23 protein-coding genes are annotated in these 16,891 nt (G+C 42.4%); all 23 read right to left on the bottom strand.

The window, feature by feature from the left end; translation table 11 throughout:
• Nucleotides 1-23 precede the first annotated feature (23 nt).
• The 23 genes from rpsH to rpoC all read right to left on the bottom strand — a co-directional run bounded on the left by rpsH (nt 24) and on the right by rpoC (nt 16,873).
• On the bottom strand, nt 24-422 hold the full coding sequence (gene rpsH / locus ACN6NB_RS00670) for a 30S ribosomal protein S8 (protein ID WP_007496327.1): 399 nt from the start codon (nt 420-422) through the stop codon (nt 24-26).
• A gap of 31 nt (nt 423-453) precedes the next feature.
• Nucleotides 454-639, bottom strand: coding sequence for a 30S ribosomal protein S14 (rpsN, locus tag ACN6NB_RS00665; RefSeq protein WP_008356542.1), 186 nt, complete (start codon nt 637-639; stop codon nt 454-456).
• A gap of 22 nt (nt 640-661) precedes the next feature.
• Nucleotides 662-1,201: a 50S ribosomal protein L5 gene (gene rplE, locus ACN6NB_RS00660; RefSeq protein WP_024425600.1), complete on the bottom strand. Its 540-nt coding sequence runs from the start codon at nt 1,199-1,201 to the stop codon at nt 662-664.
• Between the two features lie 25 nt (nt 1,202-1,226).
• Nucleotides 1,227-1,538 (bottom strand): 50S ribosomal protein L24, encoded by a 312-nt coding sequence (gene rplX, locus ACN6NB_RS00655; RefSeq protein WP_008356538.1) that lies wholly within the window; start codon nt 1,536-1,538, stop codon nt 1,227-1,229.
• 35 nt (nt 1,539-1,573) lie between these two features.
• Nucleotides 1,574-1,942: a 50S ribosomal protein L14 gene (gene rplN / locus ACN6NB_RS00650; protein ID WP_003216882.1), complete on the bottom strand. Its 369-nt coding sequence runs from the start codon at nt 1,940-1,942 to the stop codon at nt 1,574-1,576.
• Between the two features lie 39 nt (nt 1,943-1,981).
• Entirely contained in the window at nt 1,982-2,245 is a 264-nt protein-coding gene (rpsQ, locus tag ACN6NB_RS00645) for a 30S ribosomal protein S17 (RefSeq protein ID WP_003216906.1), read from the bottom strand.
• Nucleotides 2,246-2,270: 25 nt separating this feature from the next.
• Nucleotides 2,271-2,471 (bottom strand): 50S ribosomal protein L29, encoded by a 201-nt coding sequence (gene rpmC, locus ACN6NB_RS00640; protein ID WP_003217155.1) that lies wholly within the window; start codon nt 2,469-2,471, stop codon nt 2,271-2,273.
• A complete protein-coding gene (rplP, locus tag ACN6NB_RS00635; RefSeq protein ID WP_003156478.1) occupies nt 2,461-2,895 on the bottom strand; it encodes a 50S ribosomal protein L16 in 435 nt (144 codons plus the stop codon). The genes rpmC and rplP overlap by 11 nt, the downstream gene beginning before the upstream one ends.
• Before the next feature lies 1 nt (nt 2,896).
• The gene (gene rpsC, locus ACN6NB_RS00630; RefSeq protein ID WP_003217241.1) at nt 2,897-3,553 is read right to left on the bottom strand and encodes a 30S ribosomal protein S3; all 657 of its coding nucleotides are present in this window, start codon (nt 3,551-3,553) and stop codon (nt 2,897-2,899) included.
• 3 nt (nt 3,554-3,556) lie between these two features.
• Nucleotides 3,557-3,898 (bottom strand): 50S ribosomal protein L22, encoded by a 342-nt coding sequence (rplV, locus tag ACN6NB_RS00625; RefSeq protein WP_007496316.1) that lies wholly within the window; start codon nt 3,896-3,898, stop codon nt 3,557-3,559.
• Between the two features lie 17 nt (nt 3,899-3,915).
• Nucleotides 3,916-4,194, bottom strand: coding sequence for a 30S ribosomal protein S19 (rpsS, locus tag ACN6NB_RS00620; protein WP_003216920.1), 279 nt, complete (start codon nt 4,192-4,194; stop codon nt 3,916-3,918).
• Between the two features lie 57 nt (nt 4,195-4,251).
• Nucleotides 4,252-5,085, bottom strand: coding sequence for a 50S ribosomal protein L2 (gene rplB / locus ACN6NB_RS00615; RefSeq protein ID WP_024425599.1), 834 nt, complete (start codon nt 5,083-5,085; stop codon nt 4,252-4,254).
• Nucleotides 5,086-5,113: 28 nt separating this feature from the next.
• The gene (rplW, locus tag ACN6NB_RS00610) at nt 5,114-5,401 is read right to left on the bottom strand and encodes a 50S ribosomal protein L23 (protein ID WP_003217016.1); all 288 of its coding nucleotides are present in this window, start codon (nt 5,399-5,401) and stop codon (nt 5,114-5,116) included.
• Nucleotides 5,401-6,024, bottom strand: a complete 624-nt coding sequence (rplD, locus tag ACN6NB_RS00605; RefSeq protein ID WP_007496312.1) for a 50S ribosomal protein L4 — start codon at nt 6,022-6,024, stop codon at nt 5,401-5,403. Before rplD ends, rplW begins: the two co-directional genes overlap by 1 nt.
• 27 nt (nt 6,025-6,051) lie before the next feature.
• Nucleotides 6,052-6,681, bottom strand: a complete 630-nt coding sequence (gene rplC / locus ACN6NB_RS00600; RefSeq protein ID WP_024425597.1) for a 50S ribosomal protein L3 — start codon at nt 6,679-6,681, stop codon at nt 6,052-6,054.
• Between the two features lie 37 nt (nt 6,682-6,718).
• Nucleotides 6,719-7,027, bottom strand: a complete 309-nt coding sequence (gene rpsJ / locus ACN6NB_RS00595; protein ID WP_003156464.1) for a 30S ribosomal protein S10 — start codon at nt 7,025-7,027, stop codon at nt 6,719-6,721.
• 218 nt (nt 7,028-7,245) lie between these two features.
• On the bottom strand, nt 7,246-8,205 hold the full coding sequence (locus ACN6NB_RS00590; protein ID WP_126682102.1) for an alpha/beta fold hydrolase: 960 nt from the start codon (nt 8,203-8,205) through the stop codon (nt 7,246-7,248).
• Nucleotides 8,206-8,315: 110 nt separating this feature from the next.
• Nucleotides 8,316-9,506 carry an elongation factor Tu gene (gene tuf / locus ACN6NB_RS00585; RefSeq protein ID WP_034283892.1) on the bottom strand — a complete coding sequence of 397 codons (1,191 nt, stop codon included), beginning with the start codon at nt 9,504-9,506 and terminating at the stop codon, nt 8,316-8,318.
• Between the two features lie 118 nt (nt 9,507-9,624).
• Nucleotides 9,625-11,703 (bottom strand): elongation factor G, encoded by a 2,079-nt coding sequence (gene fusA / locus ACN6NB_RS00580; protein WP_048240166.1) that lies wholly within the window; start codon nt 11,701-11,703, stop codon nt 9,625-9,627.
• A gap of 54 nt (nt 11,704-11,757) precedes the next feature.
• A complete protein-coding gene (rpsG, locus tag ACN6NB_RS00575; protein ID WP_003216884.1) occupies nt 11,758-12,228 on the bottom strand; it encodes a 30S ribosomal protein S7 in 471 nt (156 codons plus the stop codon).
• 121 nt (nt 12,229-12,349) lie between these two features.
• Nucleotides 12,350-12,769, bottom strand: a complete 420-nt coding sequence (gene rpsL / locus ACN6NB_RS00570; RefSeq protein ID WP_003216962.1) for a 30S ribosomal protein S12 — start codon at nt 12,767-12,769, stop codon at nt 12,350-12,352.
• Nucleotides 12,770-12,882: 113 nt separating this feature from the next.
• On the bottom strand, nt 12,883-13,131 hold the full coding sequence (locus ACN6NB_RS00565; protein ID WP_024425593.1) for a 50S ribosomal protein L7ae-like protein: 249 nt from the start codon (nt 13,129-13,131) through the stop codon (nt 12,883-12,885).
• A 142-nt stretch (nt 13,132-13,273) separates the two neighbouring features.
• On the bottom strand, nt 13,274-16,873 hold the full coding sequence (gene rpoC / locus ACN6NB_RS00560) for a DNA-directed RNA polymerase subunit beta' (RefSeq protein WP_039175975.1): 3,600 nt from the start codon (nt 16,871-16,873) through the stop codon (nt 13,274-13,276).
• Nucleotides 16,874-16,891 lie beyond the last annotated feature (18 nt).

Genomic DNA, 16,891 nt, shown 5'->3' with positions numbered 1-16,891 from the left:
CCTCCATTCATCTTAAACTTTTTTTACCATACGTAAGCAAGTACTTCTCCACCAGCTTGTTTAGCACGGGCTTCTTTGTCCGATAAAACACCTTGTGATGTTGAAATAATTGCGATTCCAAGTCCGTTAAGTACACGTGGTACTTCATTTGATTTCGCATATACGCGTAAACCAGGTTTACTGATTCTTTTAAGACCAGTGATAACACGTTCGTTGTTTTGGCCGTATTTAAGGAACAAACGGATAATTCCTTGTTTGCTGTCTTCGACGTACTCAACGTCACGGATAAAACCTTCACGCTTTAAGATTTCAGCAATTTCTCTTTTGATTTTTGAAGCCGGTACTTCTAGCTTCTCATGACGTACCATGTTCGCATTGCGAATACGAGTCAGCAAATCTGCAATCGGATCTGTCATAACCATTATTTAATAACCTCCTTCCCATTTATGGGGATTACCAGCTGGCTTTTTTAACGCCAGGAATTTGTCCTTTATATGCAAGTTCGCGGAAACAAATACGGCAAAGTTTAAACTTACGAATAACTGAATGTGGACGTCCACAACGTTCGCAGCGCGTATACTCTTGAACTTTAAACTTTTGTTTGCGTTGTTGTTTCGCAATCATAGACTTTTTAGCCACGATTTCGCCTCCCTTTCATTGATTATTTCTGGAACGGCATACCTACTTGAGTTAATAACTCACGTGCTTCTTCGTCCGTATTGGCAGTAGTAACGATAACGATATCCATACCGCGGACCTTTGTTACTTTATCGTAATCAATTTCTGGGAAGATTAACTGTTCTTTAATACCAAGCGTGTAGTTTCCACGACCGTCGAAAGATTTCTTAGAAATCCCGCGGAAGTCACGTACACGTGGTAAAGACACAGAAATAAGTTTATCAAGGAAATCATACATGCGCTCTCCGCGAAGTGTTACTTTCGCACCGATTGGCATTCCTTCACGTAGACGGAATCCAGCAATAGACTTCTTCGCACGAGTAACGACAGGTTTTTGACCAGCGATAAACGTTAATTCTTCAACAGCAGTATCGATTGCTTTAGCGTTTTGAACGGCGTCACCAACACCCATGTTGATCACGATTTTTTCGATTTTTGGCACTTGCATTACTGAAGTGTATTCAAACTTAGAAACTAATGCAGGTGTAATTTCTTTTACATACTTTTCTTTAAGGCGGTTCATGAGAAAGACCTCCCTTCCTTATTTACTATTTATCTAGAACTTGCCCAGATTTTTTCGCTACACGGACTTTCTTTCCGTCCTCAACTTTATACCCAACACGTGTCACTTCACCCGTTTTAGGATCAAGCGGCATTACGTTTGATACGTGGATCGGCGCTTCTTGTTCAGAAATCCCGCCTTGAGGGTTAGCTTGGGTTGGTTTAGAGTGTTTTTTCACAAGGTTAATACCTTCTACTAAAACACGTTCCTTTTTAGGGAAAGCAGCAAGGATGACACCTTGTTTACCTTTATCTTTACCAGAGATAACCACTACTTTATCGCCCTTTTTAACATGCATTTAATCGCACCTCCTTGAGTCGCGGATTGTATTCATTAAAGTACTTCTGGTGCTAGAGAAACAATTTTCATATAGTTGTTTTCACGAAGTTCACGTGCTACTGGTCCGAAGATACGAGTTCCACGCGGGCTCTTGTCGTCACGGATGATGACACAAGCATTTTCGTCGAAACTGATGTAAGATCCATCGTTTCTGCGAGCTCCGCTCTTAGTACGAACGATAACTGCTTTCACAACTTCACCTTTTTTGACAACGCCTCCAGGTGTTGCTTGTTTAACCGTACAAACAATGACATCACCGATGTTAGCCGTTTTACGTCCAGAGCCACCAAGAACTTTAATCGTTAGTACTTCGCGTGCGCCAGAGTTGTCAGCTACTTTTAAACGAGTCTCCTGTTGAATCATTAATGTTACCTCCTTTCGGAAAAAGAAATCCGAACTTTATTAGATAATAACGGCTTCTTCGACAACTTCAACTAGACGAAAGCGTTTAGTCGCAGATAAAGGACGAGTTTCCATGACCTTTACGATGTCTCCGATTTTTGCTTGGTTGTTTTCATCATGTGCTTTGAACTTTTTAGAGTATCTTACACGTTTGCCATAAAGTGAATGCTTTTTGTATGTTTCAACTACAACAGTGATGGTTTTATCCATTTTGTCAGAAACAACACGACCTTGATACACTTTACGTTGGTTACGTTCGCTCATGTTTGCGGGGCCTCCCCTCTAATTATTATTTATTAGCAGCGATTTCTCTTTGACGAATCACAGTTTTCATGCGTGCGATTGATTTACGCACTTCACGAATGCGAGCAGTATTTTCAAGCTGCCCAGTCGCTAATTGGAAACGAAGATTGAAAAGTTCTTCTTTAAGAGACTTTACTTTTTGTTCAATTTCAGCAGTGGTAAGGTCACGAATTTCATTAGCTTTCATTTGATTCACCACCAATTTCTTCACGTTTTACGAACTTCGTTTTAATTGGCAATTTGTGAGATGCAAGACGAAGAGCTTCACGAGCCACTTCTTCAGACACACCAGAAATTTCAAATAAAACTTTGCCCGGTTTTACTACAGCTACCCATCCTTCTGGAGCACCTTTACCGGAACCCATGCGGACCTCTAGAGGTTTAGCTGTGTATGGCTTAGAAGGGAAAATTTTAATCCAAACTTTACCGCCACGTTTCATGTAACGAGTCATAGCAATACGAGCAGCTTCGATTTGACGGTTTGTGATCCAAGAAGCTTCAAGAGCTTGGATACCGTACTCACCGAAATGTACTTCAGTACCGCCTTTTGCACGACCACGCATTTTTCCACGATGTTCTCTGCGATACTTCACGCGTTTTGGCAATAACATATTATTTTCCTCCTTCCGCAGTATTCTTCTTAGTTGGAAGGACTTCTCCACGATAGATCCATACTTTTACGCCAAGCTTACCATAAGTAGTATCAGCTTCAGCAGTAGCATAGTCGATGTCAGCACGAAGTGTGTGCAATGGAACAGTACCTTCACTGTAATATTCAGAACGAGCAATATCTGCACCGCCAAGACGACCAGAAACCATTGTTTTGATTCCTTGTGCTCCAGCACGCATTGTGCGTTGGATTGTTTGTTTTTGTGCACGACGGAATGAAATACGGTTTTCAAGTTGACGAGCGATGTTTTCAGCAACTAGCTGAGCATCAAGATCTGCTCTCTTGATTTCAAGAATGTTGATGTGTACACGTTTGCCAGTTAGGCTGTTAAGAGCTTTACGAAGTGCTTCAACTTCAGATCCGCCTTTACCAATTACCATACCTGGTTTAGCCGTGTGGATTGTGATATTTACGCGGTTTGCAGCACGTTCGATTTCTACTTTAGAAACAGACGCGTCAGACAAACGCTTGCTGATGAATTCACGGATTTTCAAGTCTTCATGTAAGAAGTCAGCGTAATCTTTTCCTGCGAACCATTTAGATTCCCAATCACGAATGACGCCAATACGAAGACCTACTGGATTTACCTTTTGACCCACGGATTATCCCTCCTTCTTTTCTGATACAACGATTGTAATGTGGCTAGTACGTTTGTTAATTGCGCTCGCACGACCCATAGCACGTGGACGGAATCTCTTAAGTGTTGGACCTTCGTCAACGAATGCTTGAGTAATCACTAGGCTGTTAGCGTCCAACTCGTAGTTGTGCTCAGCGTTTGCGATAGCAGATTTTAATACTTTTTCAATAATTGGTGAAGCAGCCTTAGGTGTAAGGTTTAAGATAGAAACTGCTTCTCCTACTTGCTTACCTCGGATCAGGTCCATTACTAGACGTGCTTTACGAGGAGCAATACGGACTGTTCTTGCGACAGCTTTAGCTTGCATTTAAAAGCCTCCTCTCATTAGCGTCTTGTTTTTTTATCGTCACTAGCATGACCTTTGTAAGTACGGCTTGGTGCGAATTCGCCCAATTTGTGACCTACCATATCTTCAGAAATGAAAACAGGTACATGTTTGCGTCCGTCATAGACAGCGATTGTGTGACCGATGAATTGTGGGAAAATTGTAGAACGACGAGACCAAGTTTTTACGACTTGCTTTTTGTCAGTTTCATTCAATTTCTCGACTTTAGCCATCAAATGATCATCAACAAATGGTCCTTTTTTTAAGCTGCGAGCCATTGTGGAACCTCCCTTCGTGATTGAACTACGGTCCTAAATGAACCGTAGACAACCCCGTTACTTGTTTTTACGACGACGTACAATGAATTTATCAGACTTGTTGGTTTTCTTACGAGTCTTGAATCCAAGAGTCGGTTTACCCCATGGAGACATTGGTGATTTACGTCCGATTGGAGCGCGTCCTTCACCACCACCGTGTGGGTGATCGTTAGGGTTCATTACAGAACCACGAACTGTTGGGCGTACGCCTTTCCAGCGAGAACGTCCAGCTTTACCGATGTTAATTAATTCGTGTTGCTCGTTTCCAACTTGACCGATAGTCGCACGGCAAGCAGAAAGAATCATGCGAACTTCTCCTGAGTTCAAACGTACAAGAACGTATTTACCTTCTTTACCTAGAACTTGAGCAGAAGTACCAGCAGAACGAACTAATTGTCCACCTTTACCTGGTTTTAATTCAATGTTATGCACAACTGTACCAACTGGGATGTTGATAAGTGGAAGAGCATTACCTGGTTTGATGTCAGCTTCTGGTCCAGAAGTAACTTCAGTACCAACTTGGATTCCTTTCGGAGCAAGAATGTAACGTTTCTCACCATCTGCATAGTTTACAAGAGCGATGTTCGCTGAACGGTTTGGATCATACTCGATTGTAGCAACGCGTCCAGGTATACCGTCTTTATCACGCTTAAAGTCGATGATACGGTATTGACGTTTGTGACCGCCACCTTGATGACGAACAGTCAATCTACCTTGGTTGTTACGTCCGCCTTTTTTGTGTAGCGGTGCAAGCAACGATTTTTCTGGTTTGTCAGTCGTGATTTCAGCAAAATCTGAAGTAGTCATGCCACGACGACCATTACTGGTTGGTTTATACTTTTTAATCGCCATTTTGAATTTCCCTCCTTCTTTTTAAGATTTACGCTTCAAAAATTTCGATTTCTTTGCTGTCAGCAGTTAATTTCACGATCGCTTTTCTGCGACGGCTAGTCATACCAGTGTAGCGTCCAACGCGTTTTGATTTTCCTTTGTAGTTTTGAACGTTGACTTTCTCAACTTTCACTCCAAAGATTTCTTCAACAGCGTCTTTCACTTCTGTTTTGTTAGCTCTGACATCAACTTCGAACGTGTACTTCTTCTCTGTCATTAGATCAGCAGAACGTTCAGTAATGATAGGGCGCTTTAGAACATCACGAGGATCTTTCATTATGCAAGTCCCTCCTCTACTTTTTCAACCGCTGCTTTAGTGATCAGAAGTTTGTCGTGGTTGACAACGTCAAGAACGTTGATACCGTTAGCTTCAACAACTGTTACTCCAGGGATGTTACGAGCAGATAAAGCAACTGTTTCGTTTGCATCCGCAGTGACGATCAACGCTTTCTTCTCAACAGATAATCCTTTAAGGATGCCTGCGAATTCTTTCGTTTTCACTGCATCAAGAGTCAGATCTTCAAGAACGATGATGTTGTTGTCGATTACTTTAGAAGACAATACTGACTTGATAGCCAAGCGGCGAACTTTTTTAGGTAATTTATAAGAATAGCTGCGTGGTGTTGGACCGAATACGATACCGCCTCCGCGCCATTGTGGTGAACGGATAGAACCTTGACGAGCACGACCTGTACCCTTCTGTCTCCAAGGCTTACGACCTCCGCCACGTACTTCAGAACGAGTTTTTACTTTGTGAGTTCCTTGACGTAAGGAAGCTCTTTGCATAAGAATAGCATCGAATACTACGCTTTCGTTTGGCTCAATTCCAAACACAGAAGCGTTTAATTCGATTTCACCGTTAGTAGAACCGTTTTGGTTAAATAATGCTACTTTTGGCATGACTTGTTTCCTCCTTTCCTAAGAGAGTTATTTAGATTTAACTGCACTCTTTACAGTTACTAGAGATTTTTTAGCTCCTGGTACGTTTCCTTTGATCAATAGAAGATTGCGTTCTGCATCAACTTTAACGATCTCAAGGTTTTGGACAGTGATTTGCTCTCCGCCCATACGACCTGGAAGAAGTTTACCTTTGAATACACGGTTTGGATCAACAGGTCCCATTGAACCAGGACGACGGTGGTAACGTGAACCGTGAGTCATTGGTCCGCGTGATTGTCCGTGGCGTTTGATAGCCCCTTGGAATCCTTTACCTTTTGATGTTCCTGTTACATCTACGATATCTCCATTTGCGAAAATATCAACTTTGACTTCCTGACCAACTTCATACGCATCTAACTCCGCACCGCGTAATTCTTTTACGAAGCGCTTAGGAGCAGTTTCCGCTTTAGCAACGTGGCCTTTCTCTGGTTTGTTAGAAAGCTTTTCACGTTTGTCATCAAAACCGATTTGGATTGCTTCATAGCCATCCGTGTCAACAGTCTTCTTTTGAAGAACAACGTTAGCAGCAGCCTCAACAACAGTTACAGGGATAAGATCACCGTTTTCTGCGAATACTTGCGTCATACCAATTTTTCTACCTAAGATTCCTTTGGTCATTAGTCACACCTCCTATAATATGTGTTTTCTATTTGAATTAAAGTTTGATTTCGATATCTACACCAGATGGTAAATCTAAACGCATAAGTGCATCAACTGTTTGTGGAGTTGGATTCACGATGTCGATTAGACGTTTGTGAGTACGCATCTCAAATTGCTCACGAGAATCTTTGTACTTATGCACCGCACGAAGGATTGTGTAAACTGATTTTTCAGTTGGAAGCGGGATTGGACCAGATACACTAGCACCAGAACGCTTAGCCGTTTCAACAATCTTCTCAGCAGATTGATCAAGAATTCTATGATCATATGCTTTTAAACGAATACGAATTTTTTGTTTTGCCATTATTTTCCCTCCTTTTCGCCTACTTACGTTAGACAGTTCTCCGTGAGAAAAACCTGATCACCTCGCCATGGCAAAGCGGCCGGGTGTGTCAGCAACCTCTCACTTCATCGCAGTCAAAGACCAACATGCACTATTGTACCAAATTGGCCTGCGTGTTGCAATAATAAATCGGATAAATTTATGATTTGCACACTTTTCATATTATACAGGGATTCAGCCTATAAATCAAGCTTTCCCTGAAGATGATGTATAGCAGTCTTTCTGATGATACGTATAAATTCATCTGGCTCCTCGATGTGCGGGGAATGGGCAGAGTCTTTAAAGGTAAACCATTCTTTGATGGGTGCTTTTAATTGATCAACATATGGTTTTGATACAGCAGCTGGGGTAATCATGTCGTGATCGCCAATGAGAAAGTAGCACGGTATTAATATAGTAGAAACTCGGTATTGAATACTCTCATTCATTAACTGATCCCATAGCTTGTCTTGACTAAATTTCTGCCCTTTCACGAACTTCCATTTATCTTTCAGCCGATATTGCTTACTAAAAAGAAACCCTTTTAGCATTTGAAAAACCGGCTTCCATCTATGTGTGAGACCTACGCTTGCAAACTCTTTATATAGAGAGAACAAGGCATGAGCTGATGTCCGTTTCCAAGGAGGCGGCGTCAGTAATCGCAGACAGCTAGTAAACAGCCGATTGCGATGGTATTTCTTCATAAGAAGCTCATACGAAACGATATCTTCCTTAAACACATCTACTACCTGACTAATCCCGTAATAAGCATGATAAAGATCTGGACGCTTATGTACTGCTTGTATGGCAATTAACGATCCCCACGAGTATCCTGCGATATACAATTTTGAGTGACCTAGATGTGATAGGAGCTTCTCAGTCAGTTCAATCGTGTCTTCTATAAATTGCTGAATGGTCATCGATTCATCAGGAAGATTCTCTTGATAGGAAAGTCCTGCGCCTCGCTGATCCCAATGGACAACTGTAAAGTCCTGATCAAGTTCCTCGTGAAAGGAATCAATATAACTGATTTGAGCTGAGCCGGGCCCGCCGTGTAAAAATAAGAGTACGGGCTTTTTTTCACTCATCTCATCTTCTTTCATCATAATCCATTGGTCAATCCCGCCGATCAACCATTTTTTTAAATATGTCTTTGCCATTCCAGCGATCCTCTCGGTTCCATTTAGATTCTATAGCTTATAGTAGCCGTTCTCATCTGGAAAAGCAAAAAAAGAGACCCTTTTGCAAGGAGTCTCTTTTGTATGTTTAATTACTTAATGATAGTTGAAACGACGCCAGAACCTACAGTACGTCCACCCTCACGGATAGAGAAACGAGTTCCTTCTTCGATAGCGATAGTAGAGATAAGTTCAACTTCCATCTCAGTGTTATCGCCAGGCATTACCATTTCAGTACCTTCTGGAAGATGTACGATACCAGTTACGTCAGTTGTACGGAAGTAGAACTGCGGACGGTAGTTAGCGAAGAATGGAGTATGACGTCCACCCTCTTCTTTAGAAAGTACATAAACTTCAGCTTTGAAACGGCTGTGTGGAGTGATTGTACCTGGTTTAGCAAGTACTTGACCACGTTGGATATCTTCACGAGATACACCACGAAGTAGTGCACCGATGTTGTCACCAGCTTCAGCATAGTCAAGAAGTTTACGGAACATTTCAACACCTGTAACAGTTGTTTTACCGTTTTCTTCTTGAAGACCGATGATTTCAACTTCGTCACCGACTTTAACTTGTCCACGCTCAACACGACCAGTAGCAACTGTTCCACGACCAGTGATTGAGAATACGTCCTCAACTGGCATCATGAATGGCTTCTCAGTGTCACGCTCTGGAGTTGGGATGTACTCATCAACCGCATCCATAAGTTCAAAGATTTTTGCTTCGTAATCAGCATCTCCTTCAAGAGCTTTAAGAGCAGAACCTTTGATAACTGGTACATCGTCACCAGGGAAGTCATAGTCAGAAAGAAGGTCACGAACTTCCATTTCAACAAGTTCAAGTAACTCTTCATCGTCAACCATGTCACATTTGTTAAGGAATACTACGATGTAAGGTACACCTACGTTACGAGAAAGTAGGATGTGCTCACGTGTTTGTGGCATTGGACCGTCAGCAGCAGATACTACTAAGATCGCGCCGTCCATTTGAGCAGCACCAGTGATCATGTTTTTAACATAGTCAGCGTGTCCTGGGCAGTCTACGTGTGCATAGTGACGAGTTTCAGTTTCATACTCAACGTGTGCAGTTGAGATTGTGATTCCACGCTCGCGCTCTTCTGGAGCACCATCGATTTGGTCATAAGCCATAGCTGTACCTTTACCAGATTTCTTATGAAGAACTGTTGAGATAGCAGCAGTTAGAGTTGTTTTACCATGGTCAACGTGTCCAATTGTACCAATGTTAGCATGCGATTTGGAACGGTCGAATTTTTCTTTAGCCATTCTAAAAATCCTCCTTAAAGGTTCATTGTATTTGGTATAGAGTGATAGAAAGTGAAGAGTTACCTCTCACTTTCTGATCTTCAATAGTAGTTATACTTTAGTTTAAAGGCAAAATCAATTATTCACCTTTATTTTTTTTGATGATTTCTTCACTGATGCTCTTAGGCACTTCTTCGTAGTGATCCATGTGCATAGTGAAAGTACCGCGTCCTTGTGTGTTAGACCGGAGTGCAGTTGCATATCCGAACATTTCAGAAAGTGGAACCATAGCGCGAACAACTTGAGCGTTACCGCGAGCTTCCATACCTTCTACACGTCCACGACGAGATGTGATATCACCCATGATGTCTCCCATGTATTCTTCAGGGATAACAACTTCCACTTTCATCATTGGCTCAAGTAGAACTGGGTTACATTTGCTGACAGCATTTTTCAATGCCATAGATGCAGCAATTTTGAACGCCATTTCGTTCGAGTCAACATCGTGGTAAGATCCATCAAATAATTTTGCTTTGATGTCGATTAATGGGAATCCAGCTAATACACCATTTTCAAGTGAATCTTCAAGACCTGCTTGAATTGCTGGGATGTATTCACGTGGAACAACCCCACCGACGATTGCATTTTCAAATTCAAAGCCTGCGCCTTCTTCGTTTGGTTCGAATTCGATCCAAACGTGTCCGAACTGACCGCGTCCACCAGACTGACGTACGAATTTACCTTCAACTTTTGCACCAGAACGGAATGTTTCACGGTACGCAACTTGAGGAGCACCTACGTTAGCTTCAACCTTGAACTCACGCTTCATACGGTCAACAATGATATCAAGGTGAAGCTCACCCATACCAGAGATGATCGTTTGACCAGTTTCAGGGTTTGTTTGTGTACGGAATGTTGGATCCTCTTCAGCTAGTTTAGCTAAAGCGATACCCATTTTATCTTGGTCAGCCTTTGATTTAGGCTCGATAGCTACATCGATAACTGGCTCTGGGAATTCCATAGACTCAAGGATAACAAGATCTTTCTCGTCACAAAGAGTGTCACCAGTAGATGTATCTTTAAGACCTACTGCTGCTGCGATATCCCCTGCATATACAGTAGAGATTTCTTCACGGCTGTTTGCGTGCATTTGAAGGATACGTCCAACACGTTCACGCTTGTTCTTAGAAGAGTTCTTCACGTATGAACCAGAATCAAGTGTTCCAGAGTATACGCGGAAGAAAGTTAGTTTCCCAACATAAGGGTCAGTCATAACTTTAAATGCAAGAGCTGCGAATGGTGCGTCATCAGTAGACTCACGAACAACCTCTTCATTTGAATCTGGCAGGATACCTTTGATTGCAGCAACATCAGTTGGTGCAGGAAGGTAGTCAAGCACAGCGTCAAGTACAAGCTGAACACCTTTGTTTTTGAAAGCAGATCCAACAAGAACTGGGTAGAATTCAACATTCAATGTTCCTTTACGGATTGCAGCTTTCAATTCAGGAATTGTGATTTCTTCACCCTCAAGGTATTTTTCCATAAGCTCTTCATCAAGCTCAGCGACAGCTTCAATTAGGCTGCTGCGAAGCTCTTCAGCTTTGTCTTTATACTCTGCAGGGATTTCTTGTGCATCAGAGCGAGTTCCAAGGTCATCTTCGTAGAAGTATGCTACGTTTTCTACAAGGTCGATGATTCCTTCGAATTGATCTTCAGCGCCGATCGGCAATTGAATTGCATGAGCGTTCGCTTGAAGACGATCTCTTAATGTGCTTACAGAGTAAAGGAAGTCCGCACCGGTTTTATCCATTTTGTTAACGAATACGATACGAGGTACTCCGTAAGTTGTTGCTTGGCGCCAAACTGTTTCAGTTTGTGGCTCTACACCTGATTGTGCATCAAGGACAGCAACCGCACCATCAAGTACACGTAAAGAACGTTCAACTTCAACAGTGAAGTCTACGTGTCCTGGTGTATCGATGATGTTTACACGGTAACCTTTCCATTGTGCTGTAGTAGCAGCAGAAGTGATTGTAATACCACGTTCTTGCTCCTGCTCCATCCAGTCCATTTGTGAAGCTCCTTCGTGAGTTTCACCAATTTTATGGATACGACCAGTGTAGTACAAGATACGCTCAGTCGTTGTCGTTTTACCGGCATCGATGTGAGCCATGATACCAATATTACGAGTTTTGTCTAAGGAGAACTCTCTTGCCATTGGGTAATTTCTCCTTCCTCATTAGGGAATAGTTTTTTTAGTTTGGTATAAATCCTACCAGCGGTAGTGAGCGAATGCTTTGTTCGCTTCTGCCATTTTGTGTGTGTCTTCACGTTTCTTAACAGCAGCACCAGTGTTGTTAGCTGCGTCAAGGATTTCGTTAGCAAGACGCTCTTCCATCGTTTTTTCTCCACGAAGACGAGCGTAGTTTACTAACCAGCGAAGACCTAAAGTAGTACGACGGTCTGGGCGAACTTCTACAGGAACTTGGTAGTTAGCTCCACCTACACGACGTGCTTTAACTTCAAGAACTGGCATGATGTTTTTCAAGGCTTGTTCGAAAACCTCCATCGCTTCATTACCAGTACGTTCTTTGATGATATCAAATGACTTGTAGAGAATAGTTTGTGACTTTCCTCTTTTACCGTCGATCATCATTTTGTTGATCAAACGAGATACAAGTTTAGAATTGTAAATTGGATCTGGCAATACGTCTCTTTTTGCTACAGGACCTTTACGTGGCATCTGAATAGCCTCCCTTCTCTTTTAAAAGGATTTCTATCTGTCTCTCATCTCAATATCATTGTCAGCTTCCTGACTCCACTGATCTGTTATCAACTTCTAAAAACCCTTATGTTTGTTTATATTATTTGCTTTGTTTAGGGCGTTTTGTTCCGTATTTAGAACGTCCTTGCATACGACCGTCAACTCCGGCAGTATCAAGCGCACCACGAACGATGTGGTAACGTACACCCGGTAAGTCTTTTACACGTCCGCCACGGATAAGTACTACACTGTGCTCTTGTAGGTTATGTCCGATACCAGGAATGTAAGCTGTTACCTCAATCAGGTTAGACAAACGTACACGAGCATATTTACGTAGTGCTGAGTTTGGTTTTTTCGGTGTCATTGTACCGACACGAGTACAAACCCCGCGCTTCTGTGGAGATGTTACGTTAGTGTGCTCTTTTTTGAAACTGTTGTATCCTTTGTTAAGTGCAGGAGACTTTGAGTTTTCAACTTTACTCACGCGTCCTTTGCGTATTAGCTGATTAATTGTAGGCATGTTGTTATTCCTCCCTTCATTACTTTTTTTATAACCCACATACCCAGGTGGTTCATCAAAAGGCAAAAAACAATGCTTTTGCATTTTAAGCATGCAAAAACAAAACAAGTACGCTATAACATAATGGCAACAGCTGCTGCCCCAACTTCAATTCCGCAGGCCTTGCCGAGCTTTTTCATGGAATCTACCACTAAAATGTCTACACCCTTCTCTTGCGCTAGTTTCAATACACTAGCAGTTAAAGCAGGATCAGCATCTTTCGCTACGACGACTTCCTTTACTGAATCTCGTTTCAGAGCTTTTACTGTTTGCTTCGTACCAATAATAATGGATTGAGCCTGTGATACTTTATCATAAGACATCGAATATCCTCCAAAGTAACAGGTTTTATTTTGAGCACCTTGGTTATATTATCATCATGGCAGAAGGATGTCAATATGATATGACAGATTATCTTGACATCCTTCACCATTTTTTGATGATTTTATAGGAATCTGAGAAAGATTACTCTACAGGAACCATGTCGTCAGACGGCTGCACTTGCGAAACCGGCTTAACTTTACGGTAGTTCGGCATTCCCGTTCCAGCAGGAACAAGTTTACCAATGATAACATTCTCTTTCAAGCCAAGCAGTTCATCACGTTTTCCTTTGATCGCTGCATCTGTTAGGACACGAGTCGTTTCTTGGAAGGATGCCGCAGACAAGAATGAGTCTGTTTCAAGCGAAGCTTTTGTAATACCAAGAAGAACTGGACGGCCTGTTGCAGGACGTTTGCCTTCGAATAGTACTTTTTTGTTTGCTTCAGTGAATTGATGTACATCAAGAAGTGTGCCTGGTAATACGTCTGTATCCCCTGCATCAGCGACACGCACTTTGCGAAGCATTTGGCGAACCATTACCTCTACGTGCTTATCTCCGATTTCTACCCCTTGCATACGGTATACTTTTTGTACTTCATGAAGCAGATATTCTTGAACAGCTGTCATGTCAGTCACTTTAAGAAGTTCTTTCGGATCGATTGAACCTTCTGTAAGCACTTGACCACGAGTGACTTTGTCACCTTCAACAACTTTTAGACGTGCATTGTAAGGAGCTGTGTAAGAGCGAGTTTCAACTTCGCCTTGAACCACAATTTCCTGCTGCTTGTCACGAACATCGTTAATTTCAGCAACGACACCATCAATTTCAGAAATTGTCGCTTGCCCTTTCGGATTACGCGCTTCAAACAGCTCTTGGATACGAGGTAGACCTTGAGTGATATCGTCTCCTGCTACCCCACCGGTGTGGAACGTACGCATTGTAAGCTGAGTTCCTGGCTCACCGATTGATTGTGCAGCGATGATTCCAACTGCTTCACCGACTTCAACGTCAGTACCAGTTGCAAGGTTACGGCCGTAGCATCGTTTACATACACCATGAGGCGTGTTACATGTAAATGCAGAACGGATCCATACTTCCTCAATTCCTGCTTCAACTACTTCAAGTGCTTTATCTTCATCAATTAGTTCGTTTTCGGCTACAATGACTTCGCCTGTTTCAGGATGAACAATTGGTTTTCTTGCAAAACGTCCGATTAGACGTTCTTCAAGCTTCTCAATAATTTCATTTCCTTCTTTAATGGACTTCGCCAAGATTCCACGGTCTGTACCGCAATCTGTTTCACGGATGATGACATCCTGTGCAACGTCAACGAGACGACGCGTGAGGTAACCTGAGTCAGCTGTTTTAAGGGCTGTATCGGCAAGACCTTTACGCGCACCGTGAGTGGAAATAAAGTATTCCAATACAGTTAATCCTTCACGGAAACTAGATTTAATCGGAAGTTCAATGATACGTCCAGCCGGGTTGGCCATCAGACCACGCATACCAGCCAGCTGAGTGAAGTTAGATGCGTTACCACGCGCTCCAGAGTCACTCATCATGTAGATTGGGTTGACTTCATCAAGGGACTTCATCAGTTTACCTTGGATGACATCTTTAGAAGAACTCCAGATTGAAATCACTCTCTCATAACGCTCTTCTTCAGTAATCAAACCACGTCTGAATTGCTTCATGACGTTATCTACTTTTGCTTGTGCTTCTTCAAGAATTTGCTGCTTATCATCTAATACGACGATATCAGACACACCAACCGTAATACCGGCTTTAGTAGAGTATCTGAAACCAAGATTTTTCATGCGGTCAAGCATTTTAGATGTCTCAGTGATATGGAATCTCTTAAAGATTTCTGCAATGATTTTACCTAAAATACCTTTTTTGAACGGCGCATTGATTTCTTGTTTCTCGATCGCAGCTTTTACATCCTCACCTTTTTCAAGGAAGAAACGATCAGGCGTTTTTTCTTCAATATTGCTCTTTGTCGGCTCATTCATGTATGGGAATGATTCCGGTAAGATTTCGTTAAAGATCAGTTTTCCAACTGTTGTAATCAACAATTTAGAACGCTGTTCATCAGTGAATGTCACATTCTTCAACGAGCTAGCTGCAACAGCTACACGTGTATGAAGATGCACATAACCATTTTGATAAGCAAGAAGGGCTTCGTCAGTATCTTTGAAGACCATACCTTCTCCGATAGCACCTTTGCGCTCAAGTGTAAGGTAGTAGTTACCAAGCACCATATCCTGAGATGGCGTAACAACTGGTTTTCCATCTTTCGGGTTCAAAATGTTTTGAGCAGCAAGCATTAAGATACGAGCTTCAGCTTGAGCTTCAGCAGATAATGGTACGTGAACCGCCATTTGGTCACCGTCAAAGTCAGCGTTGTAGGCTGTACATACAAGTGGATGCAGACGAATTGCGCGTCCTTCCACAAGTGTAGGTTCAAACGCTTGAATACCAAGTCTGTGAAGAGTCGGTGCGCGGTTTAGTAAGACTGGATGCTCACGAATAACTGATTCTAAAACATCCCATACTTCTGGCTGCACGCGCTCAATTTTACGCTTCGCACTCTTGATGTTGTGAGCTAATCCTTTTTCAACAAGCTCCTTCATCACGAATGGTTTGAATAATTCAAGAGCCATTTCTTTCGGAAGTCCACACTGATACATTTTCAAATGTGGTCCTACGACGATAACGGAACGTCCAGAATAGTCAACACGTTTACCAAGCAAGTTTTGACGGAAACGTCCTTGTTTCCCTTTCAGCATGTGAGAAAGAGATTTCAATGGTCTATTTCCTGGTCCTGTTACTGGTCGGCCTCTACGTCCATTATCAATCAATGCATCGACAGCTTCTTGAAGCATACGCTTCTCGTTCTGAACGATGATGCTTGGCGCGCCAAGATCTAATAAACGCTTCAGACGATTGTTACGGTTGATGACACGACGATAAAGGTCGTTCAAGTCAGAAGTAGCAAAACGTCCACCATCAAGCTGAACCATTGGACGTAATTCAGGCGGAATCACCGGAAGTACATCAAGAATCATCCAAGATGGTTTGTTTCCTGAGTTACGGAAGGCTTCTAATACTTCAAGGCGTTTGATCGCACGTGTACGACGCTGTCCTTGAGCAGTTTTCAGCTCTTCTTTCAGTGTATCTACTTCTTTTACAAGATCGATATCTTGAAGAAGTTTGTTGATTGCTTCTGCACCCATAGCTGCTTGGAATGTATTACCGTATTTATCTAAATAAGCACGGAATTCTTTCTCAGAAAGAAGTTGTTTCTTCTCAAGCGGTGTGTTGCCCGGATCTGTCACGACGTAAGAAGCGAAGTAGATCACTTCTTCTAACGCACGTGGTGACATATCAAGAACAAGACCCATACGGCTTGGGATACCTTTGAAATACCAAATGTGGGAAACTGGGGCAGCCAGTTCGATATGCCCCATTCTCTCACGACGGACTTTTGCCCGTGTTACTTCTACACCACAACGGTCACATACAACACCCTTATACCGAACGCGTTTATACTTCCCACAATGACATTCCCAGTCTTTTTGTGGTCCGAAGATACGTTCACAAAAGAGACCATCTTTTTCAGGTTTCAGTGTACGATAGTTAATCGTTTCAGGCTTTTTCACTTCACCAAAAGACCAAGAACGGATTTTATCAGGTGATGCGAGACCGATGTTCATATACTCAAAATTGTTCACATCTAGCAAGGGGCCTACCTCCCTTTT

The organism is Bacillus sp. 11B20 (assembly GCF_056098985.1).
Note: the sequence above shows the minus strand (reverse complement) of the source record. Positions and strands in the feature narration are given on the sequence as shown.